The 19,578-nt window shown below is 58.7% G+C and carries 16 protein-coding genes; 15 read left to right on the plus strand and 1 reads right to left on the minus strand.

What is annotated here, in order from left to right; genetic code table 11:
* The first annotated feature begins 174 nt into the window (after positions 1-174).
* The 14 genes from dnaE (at position 175) to FY034_RS12320 (ending at position 17,954) form a co-directional block, all read left to right on the plus strand.
* On the plus strand, positions 175-3,714 hold the full coding sequence (gene dnaE, locus FY034_RS12255; protein WP_265550936.1) for a DNA polymerase III subunit alpha: 3,540 nt from the start codon (positions 175-177) through the stop codon (positions 3,712-3,714).
* 158 nt (positions 3,715-3,872) lie between these two features.
* Positions 3,873-4,823, plus strand: a complete 951-nt coding sequence (locus FY034_RS12260) for an acetyl-CoA carboxylase carboxyltransferase subunit alpha (protein WP_265550938.1) — start codon at positions 3,873-3,875, stop codon at positions 4,821-4,823.
* Positions 4,824-5,220: 397 nt separating this feature from the next.
* A complete protein-coding gene (locus FY034_RS12265; protein WP_265550941.1) occupies positions 5,221-6,036 on the plus strand; it encodes a pseudouridine synthase in 816 nt (271 codons plus the stop codon).
* Positions 6,037-6,048: 12 nt separating this feature from the next.
* A complete protein-coding gene (gene asnS, locus FY034_RS12270; protein ID WP_265550943.1) occupies positions 6,049-7,440 on the plus strand; it encodes an asparagine--tRNA ligase in 1,392 nt (463 codons plus the stop codon).
* Positions 7,441-7,443: 3 nt separating this feature from the next.
* A complete protein-coding gene (locus FY034_RS12275) occupies positions 7,444-7,725 on the plus strand; it encodes a DUF503 domain-containing protein (RefSeq protein WP_265550945.1) in 282 nt (93 codons plus the stop codon).
* A gap of 97 nt (positions 7,726-7,822) precedes the next feature.
* Positions 7,823-10,219, plus strand: a complete 2,397-nt coding sequence (locus tag FY034_RS12280; RefSeq protein WP_265550947.1) for an HD family phosphohydrolase — start codon at positions 7,823-7,825, stop codon at positions 10,217-10,219.
* Positions 10,206-10,592 (plus strand): rRNA maturation RNase YbeY, encoded by a 387-nt coding sequence (gene ybeY, locus FY034_RS12285; protein ID WP_265550949.1) that lies wholly within the window; start codon positions 10,206-10,208, stop codon positions 10,590-10,592. Before FY034_RS12280 ends, ybeY begins: the two co-directional genes overlap by 14 nt.
* Positions 10,593-10,611: 19 nt before the next feature.
* Positions 10,612-11,466 (plus strand): hemolysin family protein, encoded by an 855-nt coding sequence (locus tag FY034_RS12290; protein WP_265550951.1) that lies wholly within the window; start codon positions 10,612-10,614, stop codon positions 11,464-11,466.
* Complete coding sequence (gene lnt / locus FY034_RS12295) at positions 11,463-13,040, plus strand: apolipoprotein N-acyltransferase (RefSeq protein ID WP_265550953.1); 1,578 nt, start codon at positions 11,463-11,465, stop codon at positions 13,038-13,040. The genes FY034_RS12290 and lnt overlap by 4 nt, the downstream gene beginning before the upstream one ends.
* A 22-nt stretch (positions 13,041-13,062) precedes the next feature.
* Positions 13,063-14,182, plus strand: a protein-coding gene (prfB, locus tag FY034_RS12300; RefSeq protein WP_265550955.1) for a peptide chain release factor 2 whose coding sequence is annotated in 2 segments (ribosomal slippage) — positions 13,063-13,131 and positions 13,133-14,182 — 1,119 coding nt in all. Because the reading frame shifts where the segments join, the coding sequence is not laid out codon by codon here.
* Between the two features lie 3 nt (positions 14,183-14,185).
* On the plus strand, positions 14,186-15,109 hold the full coding sequence (locus FY034_RS12305) for an NlpC/P60 family protein (protein ID WP_265550957.1): 924 nt from the start codon (positions 14,186-14,188) through the stop codon (positions 15,107-15,109).
* Between the two features lie 15 nt (positions 15,110-15,124).
* Entirely contained in the window at positions 15,125-16,366 is a 1,242-nt protein-coding gene (locus FY034_RS12310) for a DUF1015 domain-containing protein (protein ID WP_265550959.1), read from the plus strand.
* Positions 16,367-16,506: 140 nt separating this feature from the next.
* Positions 16,507-16,971: an EVE domain-containing protein gene (locus FY034_RS12315; protein WP_265550961.1), complete on the plus strand. Its 465-nt coding sequence runs from the start codon at positions 16,507-16,509 to the stop codon at positions 16,969-16,971.
* Positions 16,968-17,954 (plus strand): hypothetical protein, encoded by a 987-nt coding sequence (locus tag FY034_RS12320; RefSeq protein ID WP_265550963.1) that lies wholly within the window; start codon positions 16,968-16,970, stop codon positions 17,952-17,954. The genes FY034_RS12315 and FY034_RS12320 overlap by 4 nt, the downstream gene beginning before the upstream one ends.
* Positions 17,955-18,026: 72 nt before the next feature.
* On the opposite strand, the gene FY034_RS12325 is transcribed toward FY034_RS12320, so the two are convergent.
* Positions 18,027-19,034: a peptidylprolyl isomerase gene (locus FY034_RS12325; protein ID WP_265550966.1), complete on the minus strand. Its 1,008-nt coding sequence runs from the start codon at positions 19,032-19,034 to the stop codon at positions 18,027-18,029.
* Between the two features lie 183 nt (positions 19,035-19,217).
* Here FY034_RS12325 and FY034_RS12330 point away from each other — a divergent pair, with 183 nt between their 5' ends.
* On the plus strand, positions 19,218-19,577 hold the full coding sequence (locus tag FY034_RS12330) for a response regulator (protein ID WP_012470783.1): 360 nt from the start codon (positions 19,218-19,220) through the stop codon (positions 19,575-19,577).
* Position 19,578 lies beyond the last annotated feature (1 nt).

Here is a 19,578-nt window from a genome sequence, read left to right on the forward strand (position 1 = left end):
TGACTCTCTGGCACTCTATATACCAGCTGATTGCCGGGATGACAAAGCAGCTGGCTATCTTTTCTCATGCTGTGTGGATCGCATCAACATCTTGCGTCAAAACCCCGACATTGACACCATATCTTGCTATAAGGCATACTTCTTCCCTCACAGCTACGTAGGGAGGCAGCCCCCATGGAAATGCCTGAAAATAGTCCTGTTACCCCCTTTGTTCACCTGCACCTGCATTCCCAATACTCGCTTTTGGACGGCGCAATCAGGATTGAAGACCTGGTTAGCAAGGCCAAACAGTACCAGATGCCTGCCCTGGCCATCACCGACCACGGCAACATGTTCGGTGCGGTGGAGTTTTACCTGAAATGCAAGAAGGCCGGGATCAAACCGATCATCGGCTGTGAGCTGTATATCGCCCCTGACTCCCGTTTTTCAAAGGATTCCAAGGGGATTTCCGATGCCGCCTATCACCTGATCCTGCTCTGCGAAAACCTTGAAGGCTACAAGAACCTCTCCTACCTGACCTCTGCCGGCTACAAGGAGGGCTTCTACTACCGGCCCCGGATCGACCGCGCCCTGCTGGAACAGCACAGTGAAGGACTGATCGCCCTGTCGGCCTGCCTGAAGGGCGAGGTGGCGATGCAGTGCGGCCGCAACAGGATGGAAGATGCGCTGGAGACCGCCCGCTGGTACAGTCAGCTCTTCCCGGACCGCTATTACATCGAGATCCAGGAAAACACCCTGGCGGAGCAGGACGTGGTCAACCAGCGCCTGCTGGAGGTGGCCAGAGAGCTGAACCTGCCGTTGGTGGCCACCAACGACTGCCACTACCTGAACCGCGAAGATGCCAAGGCCCATGAGGTGCTGCTCTGCATCCAGACCGGCAAGACCATGTCCGACCCGACCCATATGAAGTTCTCGGCCGATGAGTTCTACGTCAAGACCCCGGACGAGATGGTGGCGGCCTTTCACTATGCCCCGGAGGCGGTTGCCAACACCGTGGCGATTGCCGAGCGCTGCAACCTGGAACTGCCGTTGGAGAAGGAGTACTACTTCCCGCACTTTGAACCGCCGGAAGGCAAGACCCACGACGACATGCTGGAGGAGCAGGCCATCTCCGGCCTTGCCGAGCGTCTGATCACCATCCGGGCCAAATACCCGGACATGACCGAGGAACAGGTCCAGGCCTACCATGACCGCTTGCGGATTGAGCTGGACTGTATCCGCCAGATGAAGTTCCCGGCCTATTTCCTGATCGTGGCGGACTTCATCAACTGGGCCAAGCGCCAGGGGATTCCGGTGGGACCGGGCCGGGGCTCGGCTGCCGGTTCGCTGGTGGCCTATGCCATCAAGATTACCGACCTTGACCCGCTGCCCTACAACCTGCTGTTTGAGCGTTTCCTGAACCCGGAACGGATCTCCATGCCTGATATCGACGTGGACTTCTGCCAGGACCAGCGGGAAAAGGTGATCGAGTACGTGGTGCAGAAGTACGGCCGTGAGCGGGTCTGCCAGATCATCACCTTTGGAACCATGAAGGCCAAGGCGGTGGTGCGGGATGTAGGGCGCGCCCTGGATATGGCCTATGGCGATGTGGACAAGATCGCCAAGCTGATCCCCGACGACCTGAAGATGACCATTGAAAAGGCGATCAAGCAGGAACCGCAACTGAAGGAGATGGCTGCCGCCGACCCCAAGGTGGCCCAGCTGCTGGAGACCGCCAACTGCCTGGAAGGGCTGGCCCGCCACGCCGGCACCCATGCCGCCGGGGTGGTGGTGGCGCCGAACCAGCTGGAAGAGTACCTGCCGGTCTACAAGGATCAGAAGACCGGCGGCATCAACACCCAGTATTCCATGAAGTATGTCGAGATGGTGGGGCTGGTCAAGTTCGACTTCCTGGGCTTAAAGAACCTGACCGTAATCCAGAACGCGGTGCGGATGATCCGGGAAGGCCAGAACCCTGACTTCGACATCACCCGCCTGCGGGATGATGACCAGGCCAGCTACGACCTGATCACGGCCGGCAACACCACCGGCATCTTCCAGCTTGAATCCAGCGGCATGAAGGAGATGCTGGTCAAGCTGAAGCCCTCCTGTTTTGAAGACGTGATCGCGGCCTGCGCCCTCTACCGTCCCGGCCCGCTTGGCTGCGGCATGGTGGACGAGTTCATCGAGCGTAAGCATGGCCGCCAGAAGGTGGTCTACGACCTGCCCCAGCTGGAGCCGATCCTGAAGGACACCTACGGGGTCATTGTCTACCAGGAGCAGGTCATGCAGATCTCCCGTTCCCTGGCAGGCTACTCCCTGGGACGGGCCGACCTGCTGCGCCGCGCCATGGGTAAGAAAGACCCGGCGGTTATGGCCAAGGAAAAGGAACCGTTCCTGGAAGGGGCCAAGGCCCAGGGGCTGGACATCAAGAAGGCCGAGGCGATCTTCGACCAGATGGCCAAGTTTGCCGAGTACGGCTTCAACAAATCCCACTCGGCCGCCTATGCCCTGATCGCCTACCAGACCGCCTATCTCAAGGCCCACTACCCGGTTGAGTTCATGGCCGCCCTGCTCTCCTGCGATATGGACAGCACCGACAAGGTGCTGAAGAGCATCAGCGACTGCCGTGAACAGGGGATCGAGGTGCTGCCGCCGGATATCAACACCTCGGGCCAGTCCTTTACCGTGTCGGGCAAGTCGATGCGCTTCGGCCTGGGCGCGGTCAAGGGGGTTGGCGGCGGTGCGGTGGAATCGATTATCGAGGCCCGCGCCGATGGCCCCTTTACTGATATCTACGATTTCTGCGAACGGGTGGACCTGCGCCGGGTCAACAAGCGGGTCATGGAGGCACTGGTCAAGTGCGGTGCCTTTGATTCGTTGCACAAGCATCGTGCCCCGCTGATGGCGGCCCTTGATGATGCCGCCTCGGCAGGCCAGCGTTTTCAGGAGGAGCGGGACAGCGCCCAGGTCTCCCTGTTTGGCGATATGCCCACCGCCACCGCCACCCGTTCCGGCCGCAAGCTGCCGGATATCGAAGAATGGCATGACAAGGAAAAGCTGGGCTATGAAAAGGAGGCCTTGGGCTTCCTGATCACCGGACATCCGCTGGACCGTTATGCCTCTGACATCAAACGTCTGGCCAGTGCCGAGATCGCCCGTCTGCCGGAGTTCCCGGACAACTGCGAGGTGCGGGTCTGCGGGATCGTGACCTCCCTGAAGGAGATCATCACCAAAAAGGGTGACCGGATGGGCTTTGTCACCATTGAAGACCTGACCGGCCAGATCGAGATCACGGTTTTTTCCGACATGTACGTACCGGCAGCCGCCCTCTTGAAATCCGATGACCCGCTGCTGTTTACCGGCAAACTGGAAAAGGGTGAAAAGGGCTGCAAACTGCTGGTGATGAAGCCCCAGGAAGGTAATGGCCGCAAGTTCCCCAACCAGGTCAGCGTCAACGGCGATATCAAGCTGCTGTCCGAGGCCCAGGAACAGCAGACCACCCGCGTCAGCCTGGCACTGCGCCTGCTGGAGCTGACTGCGGAACAGTTGACACCGATCAGGGAACTGCTGGAAAAGCACCCCGGCAACCTGCCGGTGCTGCTGCAGCTTGAGATCCCCAACCGCAGCCGGACCACCATCAAACTGCCGGATCATCTTAAAGTGGCGGCCAGCGATGAATTTAGGGTAGCGGTAGAACGGTGTGTCGGGTATAATGCCGCGATCTTCGAATGAATGATCTTTTTCCGCCCTGGCTACGTCAAGCGGCGGCCTTACTTGTGCGACGTACCCGGCTGTACGTCTCCGCGTAAGTCCTTGCTTGCCGCACCCAGAACGAAAAAATCCTCATTCCTTACCTGATACTCTAATTTAATTTTTTGTGAGGTACTCTGATGGCAGCTACTGTCTACATGGAGTTTGAAAAGCCGATTGCCGAGCTGGAAAAAAAGATCGAGGAGTTGCGAGCCCTGGGCGCCGGCGACCTGTCCGCCGAGATTGATGCCCTGGAAGGCAAGGTCGAAGAAAAGCGCCAGGAGATCTTCAACAACCTGACCCGCTGGCAGAAGGCCCAGGTGGCACGCCACATCAACCGCCCCTTTACCCTTGATTACATCCAGCACCTGTTTACCGATTTCAACGAGCTGCACGGCGACCGCAACTTCGGCGATGACCATGCCATCGTGGGTGGTCTGGCCCGTTTTGACGGTCAGCCGGTGATGGTGGTGGGGCACCAGAAGGGACGCGACACCAAGGAGAAGGTCTTCCGCAACTTCGGCATGCCCAACCCGGAGGGCTACCGCAAGGCGCTGCGCCTGTTCCAGATGGCCGAACAGTTCAACCTGCCGATCATCACCTTCGTGGACACCCCCGGTGCCTATCCCGGCATCGGTGCTGAAGAACGGGGACAGGCCGAGGCGATCGCCCGCAACCTGCGCGAGATGGCCAGCCTGACCGTACCGGTGATTGTCTGCGTGACCGGCGAAGGCGGTTCCGGCGGCGCCCTGGCCATTGCCGTGGGCAACCGTGTGCTGATGCTGGAGCATTCCGTCTATGCCGTTATCTCGCCGGAAGGCTGCGCTGCCATCCTCTGGTCCGACGGCACCAAGGGCCAGCAGGCTGCCGAGGCGCTCAAGCCTGCAGCCCAGGATATCATTGAACTGGGTGTGATTGACGAGATCGTCCACGAGCCGGTGGGCGGCGCTCACCGTGACCACGAGGCCACTGCCCAGGCCATGGGATCGGCCATCCGCCATCACCTGGCTGAACTGAAGGCGATGACGCCGGAGCAACTGGTTGAGGACCGCTACCAAAAGTTCCGCGCCATGACCCGCATGGCCGAGTAGCTCCGATTCCATTTCAAGGCGCTCTCATCAGCGGCTCGTCTTCGGCTCCTCGACGTACTGACGTGTACGCCTGCGTCGCCGGATTCCTCGCCGCTGCGAGATCATCCTTGAACTGAAATCGAGCCCGCGCCGTTTACCAATAATCTTAACAGGGGTGCCACGGCGCCCCTGTTTCTGTTCGAGGGGCCATGAACAAAAAACTGCTTAAATTTCTGATTCTGATTGGTGGCGGGGCGTTCGCAGGGGGAGTCTTCGGCTGGATCTCCCGTTGCACCGGAGGCGGCAGCTGAGCCATGCTAAGCAACCCCTGGTCAGGGGCACTGTATGGAGCTGCAGCAGGCTTATTTCTTGCCCTGATACCGGGCGAAACCGACACAAAAAAACCTGAGGACACGCCATGATTGAGCGTCTGCAAAAAATTATTTCAGCTGCCGGGATCACCTCCCGTCGCGCCGCCGAAGAGATGATCCTGGCCGGGCGTATCACGGTCAACGGTCAGGTGGTGACCGAACTGGGCAGCAAGGCGGACCCGGCCAAAGACCTGATCGCCCTGGATGGACAACCGGTCAAGCCGGCTGAAACGTTCTATTATGTACTGCTGCACAAGCCGGCCGGCTATGTCACCTCGCTGAAGGACCCTCAGGGACGGCAACTGGTCACTGAACTGGTTAAAGATATTGGTGAACGGCTTTTTCCGGTGGGGCGGCTGGACTATAACTCTGAAGGGCTGTTGTTGTTGACCAATGACGGTGCCTGGGCCAACCGGCTGATGCATCCCCGTCATCAGGTGGACAAGGAATACCATGTGCGGGTACGGGGCAAGATTGATCCGCAGCAGATCAAAAAACTGGCCGATGGCGTGGAGTTGGAAGACGGCCCCACCGGCGCCACGACAGTGCGCCTGCTGAAAAACGACCAGAGCAATGACTGGCTCTCCGTCACCATCCGTGAAGGCCGCAACCGTCAGGTACGGCGGATGTGCGCGGCAGTGGGACTGTTTGTGGTGCGGCTGCGCCGGATCCGCTACGGCAACCTGACCCTGGGGGGGCTGCAGCCGGGGGAATACCGCCTCTTGAGCAAGGAGGAGGCGCAGGCGCTGGACGGACCGCCACCGGTCAAGCAACGTGAACAACGGACCACAGCTTCTCCAAAGGTTCCTCAGCCACCGACGCCAACCAAGCGGCCACCACGCAGAAAAATCATCGGGCAGTAGGCGGAGTTTCCCATGGCCAAACGCACACTGATCGCAGACCTTCTGAAACAGCCTGAAGCAGGCGGCGACCATACTGTAGCCGGCTGGGTACGCTCAACACGGGCCTCCGGCGACATCGCCTTCATCGTCCTGAATGACGGTTCCAACCTGGCCGGCATCCAGCTGGTGCTGGAGCGGGCAGCAGTGCCTGATTTTGACAACCTGTGCAAGACCGGCACCGGTACCGCGCTGCAAGCCCGCGGCAGACTGGTTCCCTCCCCTGCCGGCGGCCAGCAGTATGAGCTGCAGGTGACCGGATTGACCGTGGTGGGCAGTGCCGGTCCAGACTACCCGCTGCAGAAGAAACGCCACAGCTTTGAGTACCTGCGCAGCATTGCCCACCTGCGTCCCCGGTCCAACACCTTTGGCGCCGTATTCCGGTTGCGCTCGCGGTTGGCCCAGGCCATCCACCGTTTTTTTGCAGAGCGCAACTTCCTCTACGTTCATACCCCGATCATCACCGCCAGTGACTGCGAAGGGGCCGGCGAGCTGTTCCGGGTGACCACCCTGCCCCCCAATGGCGCCCCCCGCAATGAAGGGGGCAGCATCGACTTCAGTCAGGACTTCTTTGGTCAGAAGACCGGCCTGACCGTCAGCGGCCAGCTGGAAGGGGAGCTGTTTGCCCAGTCCTTTGGCAACATCTACACCTTCGGCCCCACCTTCCGGGCTGAAAACTCCAACACCGCCCGCCACGCCTCGGAATTCTGGATGATCGAACCGGAGATGGCCTTCAGCGATCTGGCAGATGATGCCGACCTGGCTGAGGAGTTTATCCGCTATCTCTGCGACTTTAGCCTTGCGCACTGCGCCGAGGAGATGGCCTTCTTTGATCAGCATATTGAAAAAGGCCTGCTGGAGCGGGTACGGGCCGTTGCCGAGGCACACTTCGCCCGGATGGATTATGGCGACGCCATTACCCACCTGCAGAAGGCTCCGGTCAGCTTTACCTTTCCGGTGGAGTGGGGATTGGATCTGCAGACCGAGCATGAACGCTACCTGACGGAACAGGTGGTGGGTGGGCCGGTCTTCGTGTTGAACTATCCCAAGCAGATCAAGGCCTTTTACATGCGTCAGAATGACGATGGCAGGACCGTGGCAGCCATGGACCTGCTGGTACCCAAGGTGGGTGAGATCATCGGCGGCAGCCAGCGGGAAGAGCGTCTGGATCTCCTTGAACAACGGATAGGTGAACTGGAGATCCCCAAGGAGCCGCTCTGGTGGTACCTGGACTCCCGTCGCTGGGGCAGCACCCCCCATGCCGGATTCGGCCTGGGCTTTGAGCGGCTGATCATGTACCTCTCCGGCATGGAAAACATCCGTGACGTGATCCCGTTCCCCCGCACCCCGCGGCATGCCGAGTTCTGATCGGTGTTTGTCTTCTGCTCCGAGATCCAGCTTTCGCTGCCGGCTTTTTCGTTGAAAGACAAGCGCGGGATCGTCAAGAGCATCCTGGGGCGGGCCCGTAACCGCTTCAATGTTTCCTGCGCCGAGGTGGACCGCCAGGACAACTGTCAGGTGGCAGTACTCGGCTTTGTCACCGTCAGCCCGGACAAGACCATCGCCCGCAACACCCTGGACCGCCTGGAAGACTGGATCTATGACGGCTGGCCGGATGTGGAGATCACCGCCAGTCATGTAACAGAACTATAAATTGACAGTATTCATGCCCACCGCGTATAATTCATCTCTCATTATGTACACGAACCTCTCCACATATCTTCTCGTACGCACCGCCTGACGGTACGCCATGCCCGAATCCCCCGGACATACTTCAGAACAGTCTACCCAGACCTACCTTTCCAAGGTGGGTAGCAATCTGCTTGATTCTATTGTGCGACGGTTCTCTAACCCGGTGACGGCCCGGCGCAACAGGGTACTGTTGCTGCTGGTGACCGCCGGGCTTTTGACCCTGATCCTGCTGCCCAGCCAGCACCTGGTGACCGCCCGTTACAAGCCGGGCGAAATCGCCACCTCTGACATCCGTGCCAGCCAGGACTACCTGCTGGAAGACCACGAGCTGACCAAACAGCTGCGTAGTGAAGCAGAGGCCAAGGCACCGGTCGTCTACACTGCCGGCGAAACCGTTGCAACGACCCTGCTCAACAGCATAACCCGGGCAATGAACGCCACACGAAACGCCCGCTCTGAAAATCCGGCCATCACCACAGCCGAGCTGCGCCCCCTGCTTGAGCCGGTGCTTGAGGCACAGCTTGCCGAGGGAGAATTACGCTCTCTGCTGAAGGTAACCAACCAGCCCCCCGTACTGAGCAGCCTGAAACAGATCCTTGACGAGCTTTACAAACAGAAGATCATCCTTGATGAAAAGGTGTTCCGCTCCGATATCCAGCGCGGCATAGAGATCTGCAGCACCACAGGCAAAAGCATCGGCACGGCAACCATGGCAACACCGTTTATCGAGATCGGTGAGGCCCGCAGGTTGCTGCAGTCCAAGCGGCTTGACGGTGTTACCGCCGATGTCTCCCGCCACCTGTTGGCCTTGACCGCCAAAATCCTGAAACCCAATCTGTTCTTTGACCGGGAGGCCACCGAGGCCCGTAAAAGGGGGCTCTTAAATGATGTCAAACCGGTGCTGTACAAGATCCAAAAAGGTGAAATGATCGTCCGGGTGGGGGAGCGGGTCAGCAGTGAACAGTCTCACAAGCTGCAGATGATCTACGAGGCCAGCCGGGGCGAAGGGACGCTCTATACCGTGCTTGGCATCTTCGGCCTGGCGCTGGTGCTGTTCTACTTTCCCTACCGCTTTGCCTGCAAGAACATCCGCAAATTCAACCCCAGCAACCGCGATCTGCTGGCCATTGCCGTCCTGATTGTGGGCAGCTTCTTTGTCTTTAAACTGGCGCTGCTGATATCGGCCAACATCGGGGCAGCCTTCCCGGCCGTATCACCGGCCTCCTACGCCTACCTCTTCCCCTTTGCAGCCGGTGCCATGATCGTGCGGATCCTGCTCAACTCGGAAGTAGCCCTGGTCTATTGCGTCATGATGGCCCCCCTGCTGGGTATCCTGTTCAACAGCAACATGTACGTCGTGATCTATGCCCTGCTGGGAAGCGTGGTGGGCGCCCACGGCGTGCGGCAATGCCAGGACCGCAGCGTGATCTATACGGCCGGCCTCAAGCTGGCGGTGATCAACCTGGCCCTGGGGCTCTGCTTCCAGACCATCAACAGCGCCCTCTTCACCATGCAGACCCTCTATGTCATCTGCTTCACGCTGGTGGGGGCACTGCTCTCCGCCATGCTGGTTTCAGCCTTTACGCCGCTGTTTGAATCGCTTTTCCATTTCACCACCAATATCAAGCTGCTGGAGCTGGCCAACCTTAATGCGCCACTGTTGCGTGACCTGATGATCAAGGCACCCGGCACCTATCACCACAGCGTGGTGGTGGGTAATCTGGTGGAGGCCGCAGCCGAGGCGATCGGCGCCAACCCGCTGCTGGCACGGGTGGCAGCCTACTACCACGACATCGGCAAGACAGCCAAACCGCTCTATTTCATTGAAAACATGCAGGGCGGCGAAAATCGCCATGACAAACTTTCACCCCATATGTCCGCCCTGATCCTGATCTCCCATATCAAGGAAGGTGAGGCAATGGCGCGGGAACGGCACCTGGGACAACCGATCATTGATGTGATCCGGCAGCACCACGGTACCGCCCTGATCAAGTTTTTCTACGAGAAGGCCAAGACCCAGGCGGATGCCACCGGCCAACAGGTTGACCCCCAGGAGTTCCGCTACCCCGGCCCCAAGCCCCAGACCCGTGAGGCCGGACTGGTGATGCTGGCCGATGCGGTGGAGGCGGCCTCACGCACCCTGGTCAACCCCACCCCGGACCGGATCCAGGGGATGGTGCAGAAGCTGATCAACCGGATCTTCTCCGACGGCCAGCTGGACGAGTGTGAGCTGACCCTCAAAAACCTGCATGAAATCGCCAAAAGCTTTAACCGGATTCTGGGAGCCATCTTCCACCACCGGATCGACTACCCTGAACCGGCCCACAAAGGCGGCATCGGAGGCAAAAAAAGCAATGCACATTCTGGTACAGAACAACCAGCGAAGACACCCGGCCCCGTTGCGCCCCATCAAGGCAGCAGCAGCGAGGATCTTAAACGCCTTGGGATGTCCTGACGAAACCGAACTGTCGGTAACCATTGTCGGTGACCGGGCCATCCACCGCCTGAACCGTGATTATCTGGGTAAGGACCGCCCCACCAACGTGATCTCTTTTTCACTGCATGAGGGTGAGTTTGGCGACCTGACCCCCCATGCCCTGGGTGATGTGGTCATATCGGCTGACACCGCCGCCAGCGAGGCACAGCACTGCGGCTGGAGCGGCTATGAACGGCTGATCTTTCTGCTGTTGCACGGCATCCTGCATCTGACCGGCTATGACCATGAGCGCAGCGGAGAGGCAGAGGCCCGCCGGATGGAGCGCAAGGAGCGGGAGATCTGGAAGCTCTTGCAGAGTGAAGGGCTGACCGTTTTAGCGGTACAGAAATAACCCCGGAGGAAGAAAAAACGTGGACGAAGGAAGTAGTCGCAGGCCGGCTAGTCTGCTCGATAGAGTCACCCGACTGGTAATTGGACGTAAAAAGGTTACCGAAGAGGAGATTCACGACCTGATCGAGGCCGGCGAAGAAGAAGGGATTGTTGACGAGCAGGAACGGGAGATGATCAGCGCCATCCTTGAACTTGATTCAACGGTGGTGCGTGAGATCATGGTGCCCCGTACCGAGATGGCTGCCATCAGTGTCGAGGCATCGGTACGCGAAACCATCGACGCCATCATTGCCTGCGGTCACTCCCGCATACCGGTCTATGACGGCACCCTGGATAACATCATCGGCCTGCTGTATGCCAAGGATCTGCTTAAAAACTGGGGGATGGCGGATTCACAGATCCAGTTGCGCGATCTTATCCGGCAGCCGTTTTTCACCCCTGAAACCAAGACCCTTGAACTGCTGCTGCAGGAGTTTAAAAAGAAGAAGGTTCATCTGGCCATTGTGGTGGATGAGTACGGCGGCACCTCCGGGCTGGTTACGATTGAAGACCTGCTTGAGCAGATCGTGGGTGACATTCAGGACGAATACGACATGGAAGAGGATCTCTATGTCCGCAACCCTGACGGATCACTCACCACCGACGCCCGCCTGCCGATTGAAGAGCTTGAGGAACAGTTCCAGCTTGAGATCGAGCGGGACAAGTTTGACACCGTTGGTGGCCTGGTGGTGCATCTGGCGGACGGTATCCCGGTTGCCGGCACCGTGGTCATTGGCGAAGACCTTGAAATTGAGATTCTGGAGGCCGATCCCCGCAAGGTCAAACGGGTGAAGATCTCCCGTCTCTCCAAAGCAACGGAGCTGCCTACCTCGTGACATTCACCGCTTTTCGCCTGCCACCGTTGTCCGGCACCATCCGCCCCGCTGTCCTGGCAATTGTTTCCGGTCTGTTGATTGCCCTCTCCTTTCCCAAGGCAGACCTCTCATTTCTGGCTTGGATCGCCCTGCTGCCGCTTTTGATCAGCCTTGAAGGCAGATCTGCCCGTACGGCCTTTTACCTGGGACTGACGACCGGACTGACCGCCTATGCCGGCCTGCTGTACTGGGTCATCATTGTCATGGGGGTCTACGGTCATCTGCCCCTGTTTGCCAGCATCCCGCTCTGGCTGTTGCTCTCAGGCTGGCTGGCCCTGTTTTACGGCATGGCAACCTGGGCGACCTGCCTGGGTCAACGCCTCGGACTTAAATCAGCGCTTATCATGCCCCTGGCCTGGGTTGGGGCCGACTACCTGCGCAGCTTTCTGCTGACCGGTTTCCCCTGGACCATGCTGGGGCATACCCAGTACCGCATGCTGCCATTGATCCAGGCAGCCGACATTACCGGCGTGTACGGCATCACCGCCCTGATTGTGCTGGCGAACGTCGTCTTTTACCGTATCACCAGGGCGTTCTCCGGCAGCGACGTGCCCTACCCGGCCAAAAGCGCCATCATCTTTGTGCTGGCCCTGACAGCCACCCTGGGCTACGGTTTTTTCCGTCTGAACTCACCCCTGCCCACAGCAGCGCCTCTCCGGGTCGCCCTGATCCAGGGCAATATTGATCAGGCCGTCAAATGGTCTCCGGCCTTTCGTGAAGCCACCCTTGACATCTACACCGGCCTCTCCCGTCAGGCCGTTGCCCAGCAGCCTGCCGACCTGATCGTCTGGCCGGAAAGTGCTGCGCCATTTTTCTTTCAGGAAAACAGCCCCGCCTCGGACCGGATCCGCAACCTCAGCCGCGAGCTGCAGGCACACCTGCTGTTTGGCAGCCCGGCCGCAGAACAGCGCAACGGACGCTACACCAACCTGAACAGCGCCTTTTTGCTGGGTCCTGACGGCGCTGAAATCGGCCGCACCGACAAGATGCACCTGGTGCCCTTTGGCGAGTACGTCCCCCTGGCCCGCCTGCTGCCGTTTGTCAACAAACTGGTACACGGCATCGGCGACTTTGCCCCCGGCCGGGAGGTCAGACCGCTTAAAGCCGGCACAACCCCGCTGGGAACCTTGGTCTGCTACGAGGTGATCTTCCCTGAACTGGCGCGGGCGCAGGTCAGGGCCGGCAGCCGGGTACTGGTCAACATCACCAACGATGCCTGGTTCGGACGCTCGTCCGCCCCCTACCAGCACCTTTCCATGGCCGCCTTCCGGGCCATCGAGACCCGCACCCCCCTGGTTCGTGCCGCCAACACCGGCATCACCTCCATCATCGACCAGAACGGCCATATCCGCGGTATGACCTCGCTGTTCAAGGAGGCGGTCATGGTGGGCGAGGTGCAACCGGGCAGCGCCAACGCCCCCTACCTGAAGATCGGCGATCTGTTTGCCCAGGGCTGCCTGGGGCTTGTCGCCGGGATTCTGCTGTTGCAGAGGTGGCGGAAAAAAGGTACAAATGAGCCTCGGCACGAGCCGTAAATCAGACTGAAATGAGAGCACCATGTACCGCGAAGAAGTTGCACTGCTTGACGACCTGACCAGCCGCATCTCCTCCCTTCGGAGGTCTCTTTGACCTGGATAGCAAACGGGAAGAGTTGCAGGAGCTTGATGCCCGTATCGCAGCCCCCGGCTTCTGGGACGACCCCTCCGGTTCTCAGGATATCCTGAAAAAACGAACGGTTATCGAAAAACTGCTGCAATCGTGGGACTCACTCAACCGCCAGGCCGATGATGTACGGGTGATGATTGAGCTGGGTGAAGAGGCCTCAGATGAGGATACCCTGACTGAAGTCCACCAAATGAATGAACGCCTGAAGAGCGGCGTTGAAGAGGCCGAATTTCAGCGGATGCTGTCCGGCACCCATGACCGCAACGGCTGTTTTGTGTCGGTCAACTCCGGCGCAGGTGGCACCGAGTCCCAGGACTGGGCCAACATGCTGCTGCGGATGCTGTTGCGCTACTGTGAAAAAAAGGGCTGGAAGGCGGTGATTACCGACTATCAGGACGGCGAAGAGGCCGGCCTCAAATCTGCCACTTTCAGCGTCTCCGGTGAGTTTGCCTATGGCCACCTCAAGGCCGAGGCCGGGGTCCATCGCCTGGTGCGGCTCTCTCCCTTTGACAGCAACAACCGCCGCCACACCTCCTTTGCCTCGGTCTTTGTCTTTCCCGAGATTGAGGAGGAGGATATCGATATCCGCATTGCAGACTCTGACCTGCGGGTGGATACCTATCGCTCCAGCGGCTCAGGCGGCCAGCATGTCAACACCACCGACTCGGCGGTACGGATCACCCACCTCCCCACCAATATCGTGGTGGCCTGCCAGTCGGAACGCAGCCAGATCCTGAACCGTGCCACTGCCATGAAGGTGTTGCGGGCCAAGCTGTACGAGAAGGAGATGGAAGAGCGGAATGCCAAGGCCTCGGAGATTGCCGGTGAAAAGAGGGAGATCGGCTGGGGCAGCCAGATCCGCTCCTATGTGCTGCATCCCTACAAGATGGTCAAGGACCTGCGTACCGGCGTAGAATCAGGCAATCCGGATTCCGTTCTGGACGGGGCCCTGGACGATTTTGTGATCCCTTTCCTGATGGGTGTCCGGCGTGATGTCAAGGACGAGGACTAGGCCATGAAACAGATCATCGCCATCGGCTACCTGACCATCATCGCTCTGGGGCTCTCGGTCACCTCCGGCTGTGCATCCCCCAAGGCCGGCAAGTCTCGCCAGGAACCGCTCAAGAGCGGCAGCAACGTCAAGTACGCCAAAGGGGTCAGCCGCCTGGGGTATGCAATCCAGATGGGCGCCTTTTCAGAGGTCAAGAATGCCGAGCGTTTTGCCAGCCGGCTGCAGGACAAAGGCATTGAGGCCTTTTACTACCGCAAGGACAACGGCATCTATGCCGTGCGGTTCGGTGACTTTCCCAGCAAGGAGAAGGCCCGCGCCGTTGCCAACCGCCTGGTGGCTGACAGGCTGATTGACGGTTTCTATATCGCCCCTCCCAATGAGGTGGTCTTTTCCAGCTCCCAAGAGCCGGTTATCAAGCAGAACCGGCCGGAGCTGCATAAGCCGCCAAAACCCTATCCGCCTCCAACCAATGAGCTGGGCCTGCCGGCTGACGAGTCAACTCCGCTAAAACCGGCAACCGCCAAGCCACCTGCAACCAAACCGGGTGAACGAGATCTGGGCTATATTGCCGCCCGTACTGCCGAGCGGTTTGTGGGGATCCCGTACCAGTGGGGCGGCACCACCGTGGTGGACGGCATGGACTGCAGCGGTTTCACCAAGGCGGTCTACAACCTGTGTGGCGTCAATATTCCCCGTACCTCGCGGGAGCAGTACAAGGCCGGTAACCCGGTCTCCAAAAGTGAGTTGCGTGACGGCGACCTGGTCTTCTTTGGCGCTTCCGAGTCCTCCATTACCCATGTCGGTATCTATGTCGGCAACGGCAAGTTTGTGCATGCCCCCAGGCGGGGGGAGGAGATCAAGACTGCATCAGTTGATGAATCCTACTTCGAGCGCCGTTTTGTGGGTGCCCGACGCTATATTCAATAAAAGCAGGAGCAAACCATGGCAATTATCAGACCTTTTGAGGCCCTGCGGCCTCCCGTACACCTGGCCCCCCGTGTGGCCGCCCTCCCCTATGACGTCATGGATGTGGAGGAGGCCCGCCAGATGGCCGGCGACAATAGTGATTCGTTTTTGCATATTTCCAGACCTGAAATCGACCTGCCCGCCTCGGTGGACCCCCATGCCGACGAGGTCCACAGCCAGGGCAAACTGAACCTGCAGGGTTTTATCGAGCGCAAGGTCCTGATTCAGGAGCCGGCACCCTGCTACTATATCTACCGCCAGCGGATGGGTGCCATTGTCCAGACCGGACTGGTGGCCTGCGCTGCGGTGGATGATTATGTCTCCGGCGTGATTAAAAAGCATGAGCATACCCGGGCAGACAAGGAAGAAGACCGGATCAAACATATTGACACCCTGGATGCCAATGACGAGCCGGTCTTTTACATCTTCCGCTCCCATCCGGAGGTGGAAGATATCCTGCAGAACGTCACTTATGAACCGGCTGATTACAACTTCACCACAGCCGACGGGGTCTCCCACGCCCTCTGGGTAGTGGCTGATCCCTACCTGATAGAGCATCTGACCAGACTATTCAGTGCCATCCCGACCCTGTACGTTGCCGACGGGCACCACCGCAGTGCAGCAGCCGCAAAGGTGCGCGACCTGCGCAAGGCGGCCAACCCCGACCACACCGGCAACGAAGAGTACAATTTCTTTCTGACGGTGATCTTCCCGGAAAGCCAGCTCAACATCATGCCCTACAACCGGGTGGTAAAGGACCTGAACGGGCTTGACACCCCCCGGTTCCTTGATACCGTGAGCAAATCCTTTCTGATCACCCCTGCACCTGCACCACTGGCGCCTGAAGAGCGGCATCACTTCGGCATGTACCTTGGCAGACAGTGGTATCGTCTGCAGGCCAGACCGGAACTGACAGACGAGGCCAACACCGTTGGACGCCTGGATGTCTCGATCCTGCAGAACCACCTGCTGCACCCAGTTCTGGGGATTGAAAACCCCCGCACCGACAAGCGGATCAGCTTTGTAGGCGGTATCCGCGGTCTGGATGAGCTGGTACGGCTGGTGGACAGCGGTGAGTATGCCGTGGCCTTTTCCATGCACCCCACCGGCATCCAGGAACTAATGGATCTGGCTGATGACGATCAGATCATGCCGCCCAAGTCCACCTGGTTTGAACCGAAGCTGCGAAGCGGACTGTTTGTGCATCTGCTGTCATAGGAGTGGTCTTTTCCGCGATATCTGCGTAAGTCTTCAGTCGTGCTTGTGCGGCGTACTCAATGGGTACGCCTCCGCGCACTCCTTCAACAGCCTTGATCTCACAAAAAAACACTCACTCCTTTCAGTGGAGGATGGCATACATGCGTTACTGGCTCTTCAAATCGGAACCGGGCTGTTTTTCCTTCCAAGACCTGCAGTCCCGTCCCAACGCAACTGAGCAGTGGGACGGGGTACGTAACTTTCAGGCCCGTAACTTTCTGCGGGATGAGATCAAACCCGGCGACCGGGTGCTGTTCTACCACAGCTCCATCCCGGAACCGGCCGTGGTCGGCCTCTGCAGCGTGGTACGAGAGGGCTATCCTGACCACACCGCCCTTGACCCCGCTGCCGATCACTTTGATCCCAAGGCCACACCTGACAAACCGATCTGGTACATGGTTGATGTCCGTGCGGATCAGGCGCTGCCTTCCGAAGTCCCCCTGGCCGTCATCCGTGAACACCCGCTCCTGACCGGCATGCCGCTGGTCAACCGCAGCCGTCTTTCGATCCAGCCACTTACCAAAGAACAGTTTGAGACCATTCTGCAGCTGGGAGGTCTTGCATGACCATGCGTTGCCTGTTGCTCTGCCTGACACTGCTTGCAGCTACCCCATTGGCTCAGGCCGCCCCGCGGGAGCTGACCCTTTTCCCCGATGCCAGCCTGATTGAGGTTGAGGTGGCAGCAAAAAAAGGGAGTGCGGAGTTTTCATTCCCGTTGCCGATCAGAGAGGGCACCCTGCGGGTAAAACCACTGGACAGCAGCAGCACGATCGGACGGGTGGAACTGTTTCCGTTCAGGACGCCTGACAGGCTGCAAAAGGAACTGGACAATCTGACCGAACAGAAAAACCGCCTTGAAGACCGGCTGAAGGCCCTTGACACCCGCGAAGATATCTTTGCCGCTGCAGCAAAATCACAAAGTTCCAAAGCCCCCCGCAAGACCAAGAGCAATCCCGACCCGCTAACATCGGTGCGCCAGGGCACCGACTTTGCCATTGCCCAGCTGGAGGCGGTCTTTACGGCCCGCCGCCGTACCGAACAGGAGCTGAAAAAGGTTGTGGCGCGACTGGCAGCCCTTCAGAAAACAGCCCTTGGCGGGCCAACACTGCGCGTGTCGGTAGCACCGGCAACAAGCCGCATCAGAATCGCCGCCCTACTGAAAGAGGGGGGCTGGACTCCGCGCTACGAGATCCGCATCCAGGGGAGTGGCAGTGCTCAGGTGACACTGGCAGCAGACAGCAGCGCGTCGTTTCCTGATGGCTATACGGTTTCGGCTACCGCAGCAGCACTGAGCGCAGGCCAACCACGGCAGACTTATCCCTTCTCCGCCAACGGCGCGCCCCGCCTGTCGACATGGCAGTTGCCGGTGGAACAGGAGCAGGTCTCAGCCGGCCCGCTGCCCGCTTTTTCCCTTACCATAAAAAACACGACCCCCCAGCCACTGCCAGCCGGCAAGGCTACGCTCTATTATGCCGGCGAATACCTTGGCACCACCGACTTTTCCGCTGTGGCAGCCGGAGCCTCCGCCACCCTGACAGGCCCCAAATAAGTAAAGGCCGGCCCCTTTTGCAAGGAACCGGCCTTTACTGCAGCTGACAGACAACCGCACTACCAATCGGGACTATTTCAGGAAGACCTCAATCTTGGCCTTCTTTTTGGCATCTTCCAGTGTGGCATTAATTGCCTCAGTCACCTTTTTCCGCTTGAGTGAATCGGCGATCTTGGCCTTGACTTCATCAAATGCAATCTTGGCTGCGGCCTTTTTCTCGGTCAGTTTGATGATATGATAGCCGAACTGGGTCTCCACCACACCGCTCACGTCGCCCGGCTTCATGGCGAAGGCGGCCTCTTCAAACGGCTTTACCATCTGACCTTTGCCGAAATAGCCCAGATCACCACCCTGTTTGCTACTGGGGCAGCCTGAGTTTTCCTGGGCCAGCTTGGCAAAATCTGCACCGGCCTTGACCTGCTTGAGCAGTTCTTCAATCTTCTCTTTGGCCTTCTTTTTGTCCGCGTCGGTGGCCTTGGCATCCAGGGTGATCAGGATATGGCTGGCGCGAACCTGTTCCGGCTGGGTAAAGGTCTCGGGGTTCTTATCATAAAACTCCTTCACCTCTGCATCAGTCACGGCCTGTTTAGGCACGATTACCTGCTCAATATGGTTTTCAATAACTACATTGCGACGAATCAGCTCGCGCAGATCCTTCTCATTCAGCCCCTGCTCCTGCAGACCGCGCAGATACTCTTCATTGGTCTTGAAACGGGTCTTCAGCTTGGCAACGGCATCATCGATCTTCTTGTCCAGATCCTTGACCGGGGTAGCCTTGGCGACCTGATACATCAGCTCACCACCCAGCATCTGGTTCAGCAGGAACTGCTGCACTTCCTTCTCCTTACCGGGAGGCACCTGGGCTGCAGAAGGTGACTTACTGAAGGCATTCAGCGCCTTCTGCAGATCAGCTGCAGGGATGGCAACACCATTCACCCGTGCCACCGGGTCAGGCAACGAGTTGGTCTTTTCAACAGCAACAGGAGCCGGCTTCTTCTCAGCAGCTCCTGCACCTGCACTACCCAGCATGGCTACAGCTGCTGCCAGTACCGCAATGGTCAGACAACGGTTGAACATCATAACAGTACAATCTCCTTTAGTGATGGTTTTGATAGAGAATGTATAACACGGCGTCAATCAAGGAAAAAGCGGATTTTTTTTTAGAATCATTTTTGACTTTTCAATTACTTTCGAGTACAGTTCCGGCATACAAAACCTGCCATTCGGCAGGGCCACCACGCCACACTGGGAGGGAAGGTGTCTATGAAGAAGGTGCTTGTCGTTGATGACAGCCTCTCCGTAACCCGCCAGCTGGAAAAGATCATAAATGATTCCGGCGATTTTGTCTGTGTCGGTCATGCAAAAAACGGGGCCGAGGCAATCAAGATGAACCATACGGAAGACCCTGACATTATCTGCATGGATATGAACATGCCCGGTATGGATGGTCTGACCGCCCTGCGCAGCCTGGTGATGCTGGACAAGGCAGTGCAGGTGGTAATGGTCACCTCTCTGGGGGGTGTCGGTGACAAATTTACCGAGGCCATCAAACTTGGGGCAAAAAATGTTATTTCCAAGCCGTTCGAGACGGAAAACGTGCTGCGTATCCTGCGGGCGCTCTAAC

Origin of the sequence: Trichlorobacter lovleyi (assembly GCF_015239775.1) — a bacterium.
Classification (GTDB): Bacteria; Desulfobacterota; Desulfuromonadia; order Geobacterales; family Pseudopelobacteraceae; genus Trichlorobacter; species Trichlorobacter lovleyi_B.

Excerpts from the sequence above, each read along its gene's own strand:
- dnaE (WP_265550936.1), top strand. The coding sequence starts at position 175 with ATGGAAATGCCTGAAAATAGTCCTGTTACCCCCTTTGTTCACCTGCAC.
- asnS (WP_265550943.1), top strand. The coding sequence starts at position 6,049 with ATGGCCAAACGCACACTGATCGCAGACCTTCTGAAACAGCCTGAAGCA.
- FY034_RS12280 (WP_265550947.1), top strand. The coding sequence starts at position 7,823 with ATGCCCGAATCCCCCGGACATACTTCAGAACAGTCTACCCAGACCTAC.
- FY034_RS12310 (WP_265550959.1), top strand. The coding sequence starts at position 15,125 with ATGGCAATTATCAGACCTTTTGAGGCCCTGCGGCCTCCCGTACACCTG.
- FY034_RS12305 (WP_265550957.1), top strand. The coding sequence starts at position 14,186 with ATGAAACAGATCATCGCCATCGGCTACCTGACCATCATCGCTCTGGGG.
- FY034_RS12265 (WP_265550941.1), top strand. The coding sequence starts at position 5,221 with ATGATTGAGCGTCTGCAAAAAATTATTTCAGCTGCCGGGATCACCTCC.
- FY034_RS12260 (WP_265550938.1), top strand. The coding sequence starts at position 3,873 with ATGGCAGCTACTGTCTACATGGAGTTTGAAAAGCCGATTGCCGAGCTG.
- FY034_RS12330 (WP_012470783.1), top strand. The coding sequence starts at position 19,218 with ATGAAGAAGGTGCTTGTCGTTGATGACAGCCTCTCCGTAACCCGCCAG.
- FY034_RS12320 (WP_265550963.1), top strand. The coding sequence starts at position 16,968 with ATGACCATGCGTTGCCTGTTGCTCTGCCTGACACTGCTTGCAGCTACC.
- FY034_RS12315 (WP_265550961.1), top strand. The coding sequence starts at position 16,507 with ATGCGTTACTGGCTCTTCAAATCGGAACCGGGCTGTTTTTCCTTCCAA.
- FY034_RS12325 (WP_265550966.1), bottom strand. The coding sequence starts at position 19,034 with ATGATGTTCAACCGTTGTCTGACCATTGCGGTACTGGCAGCAGCTGTA.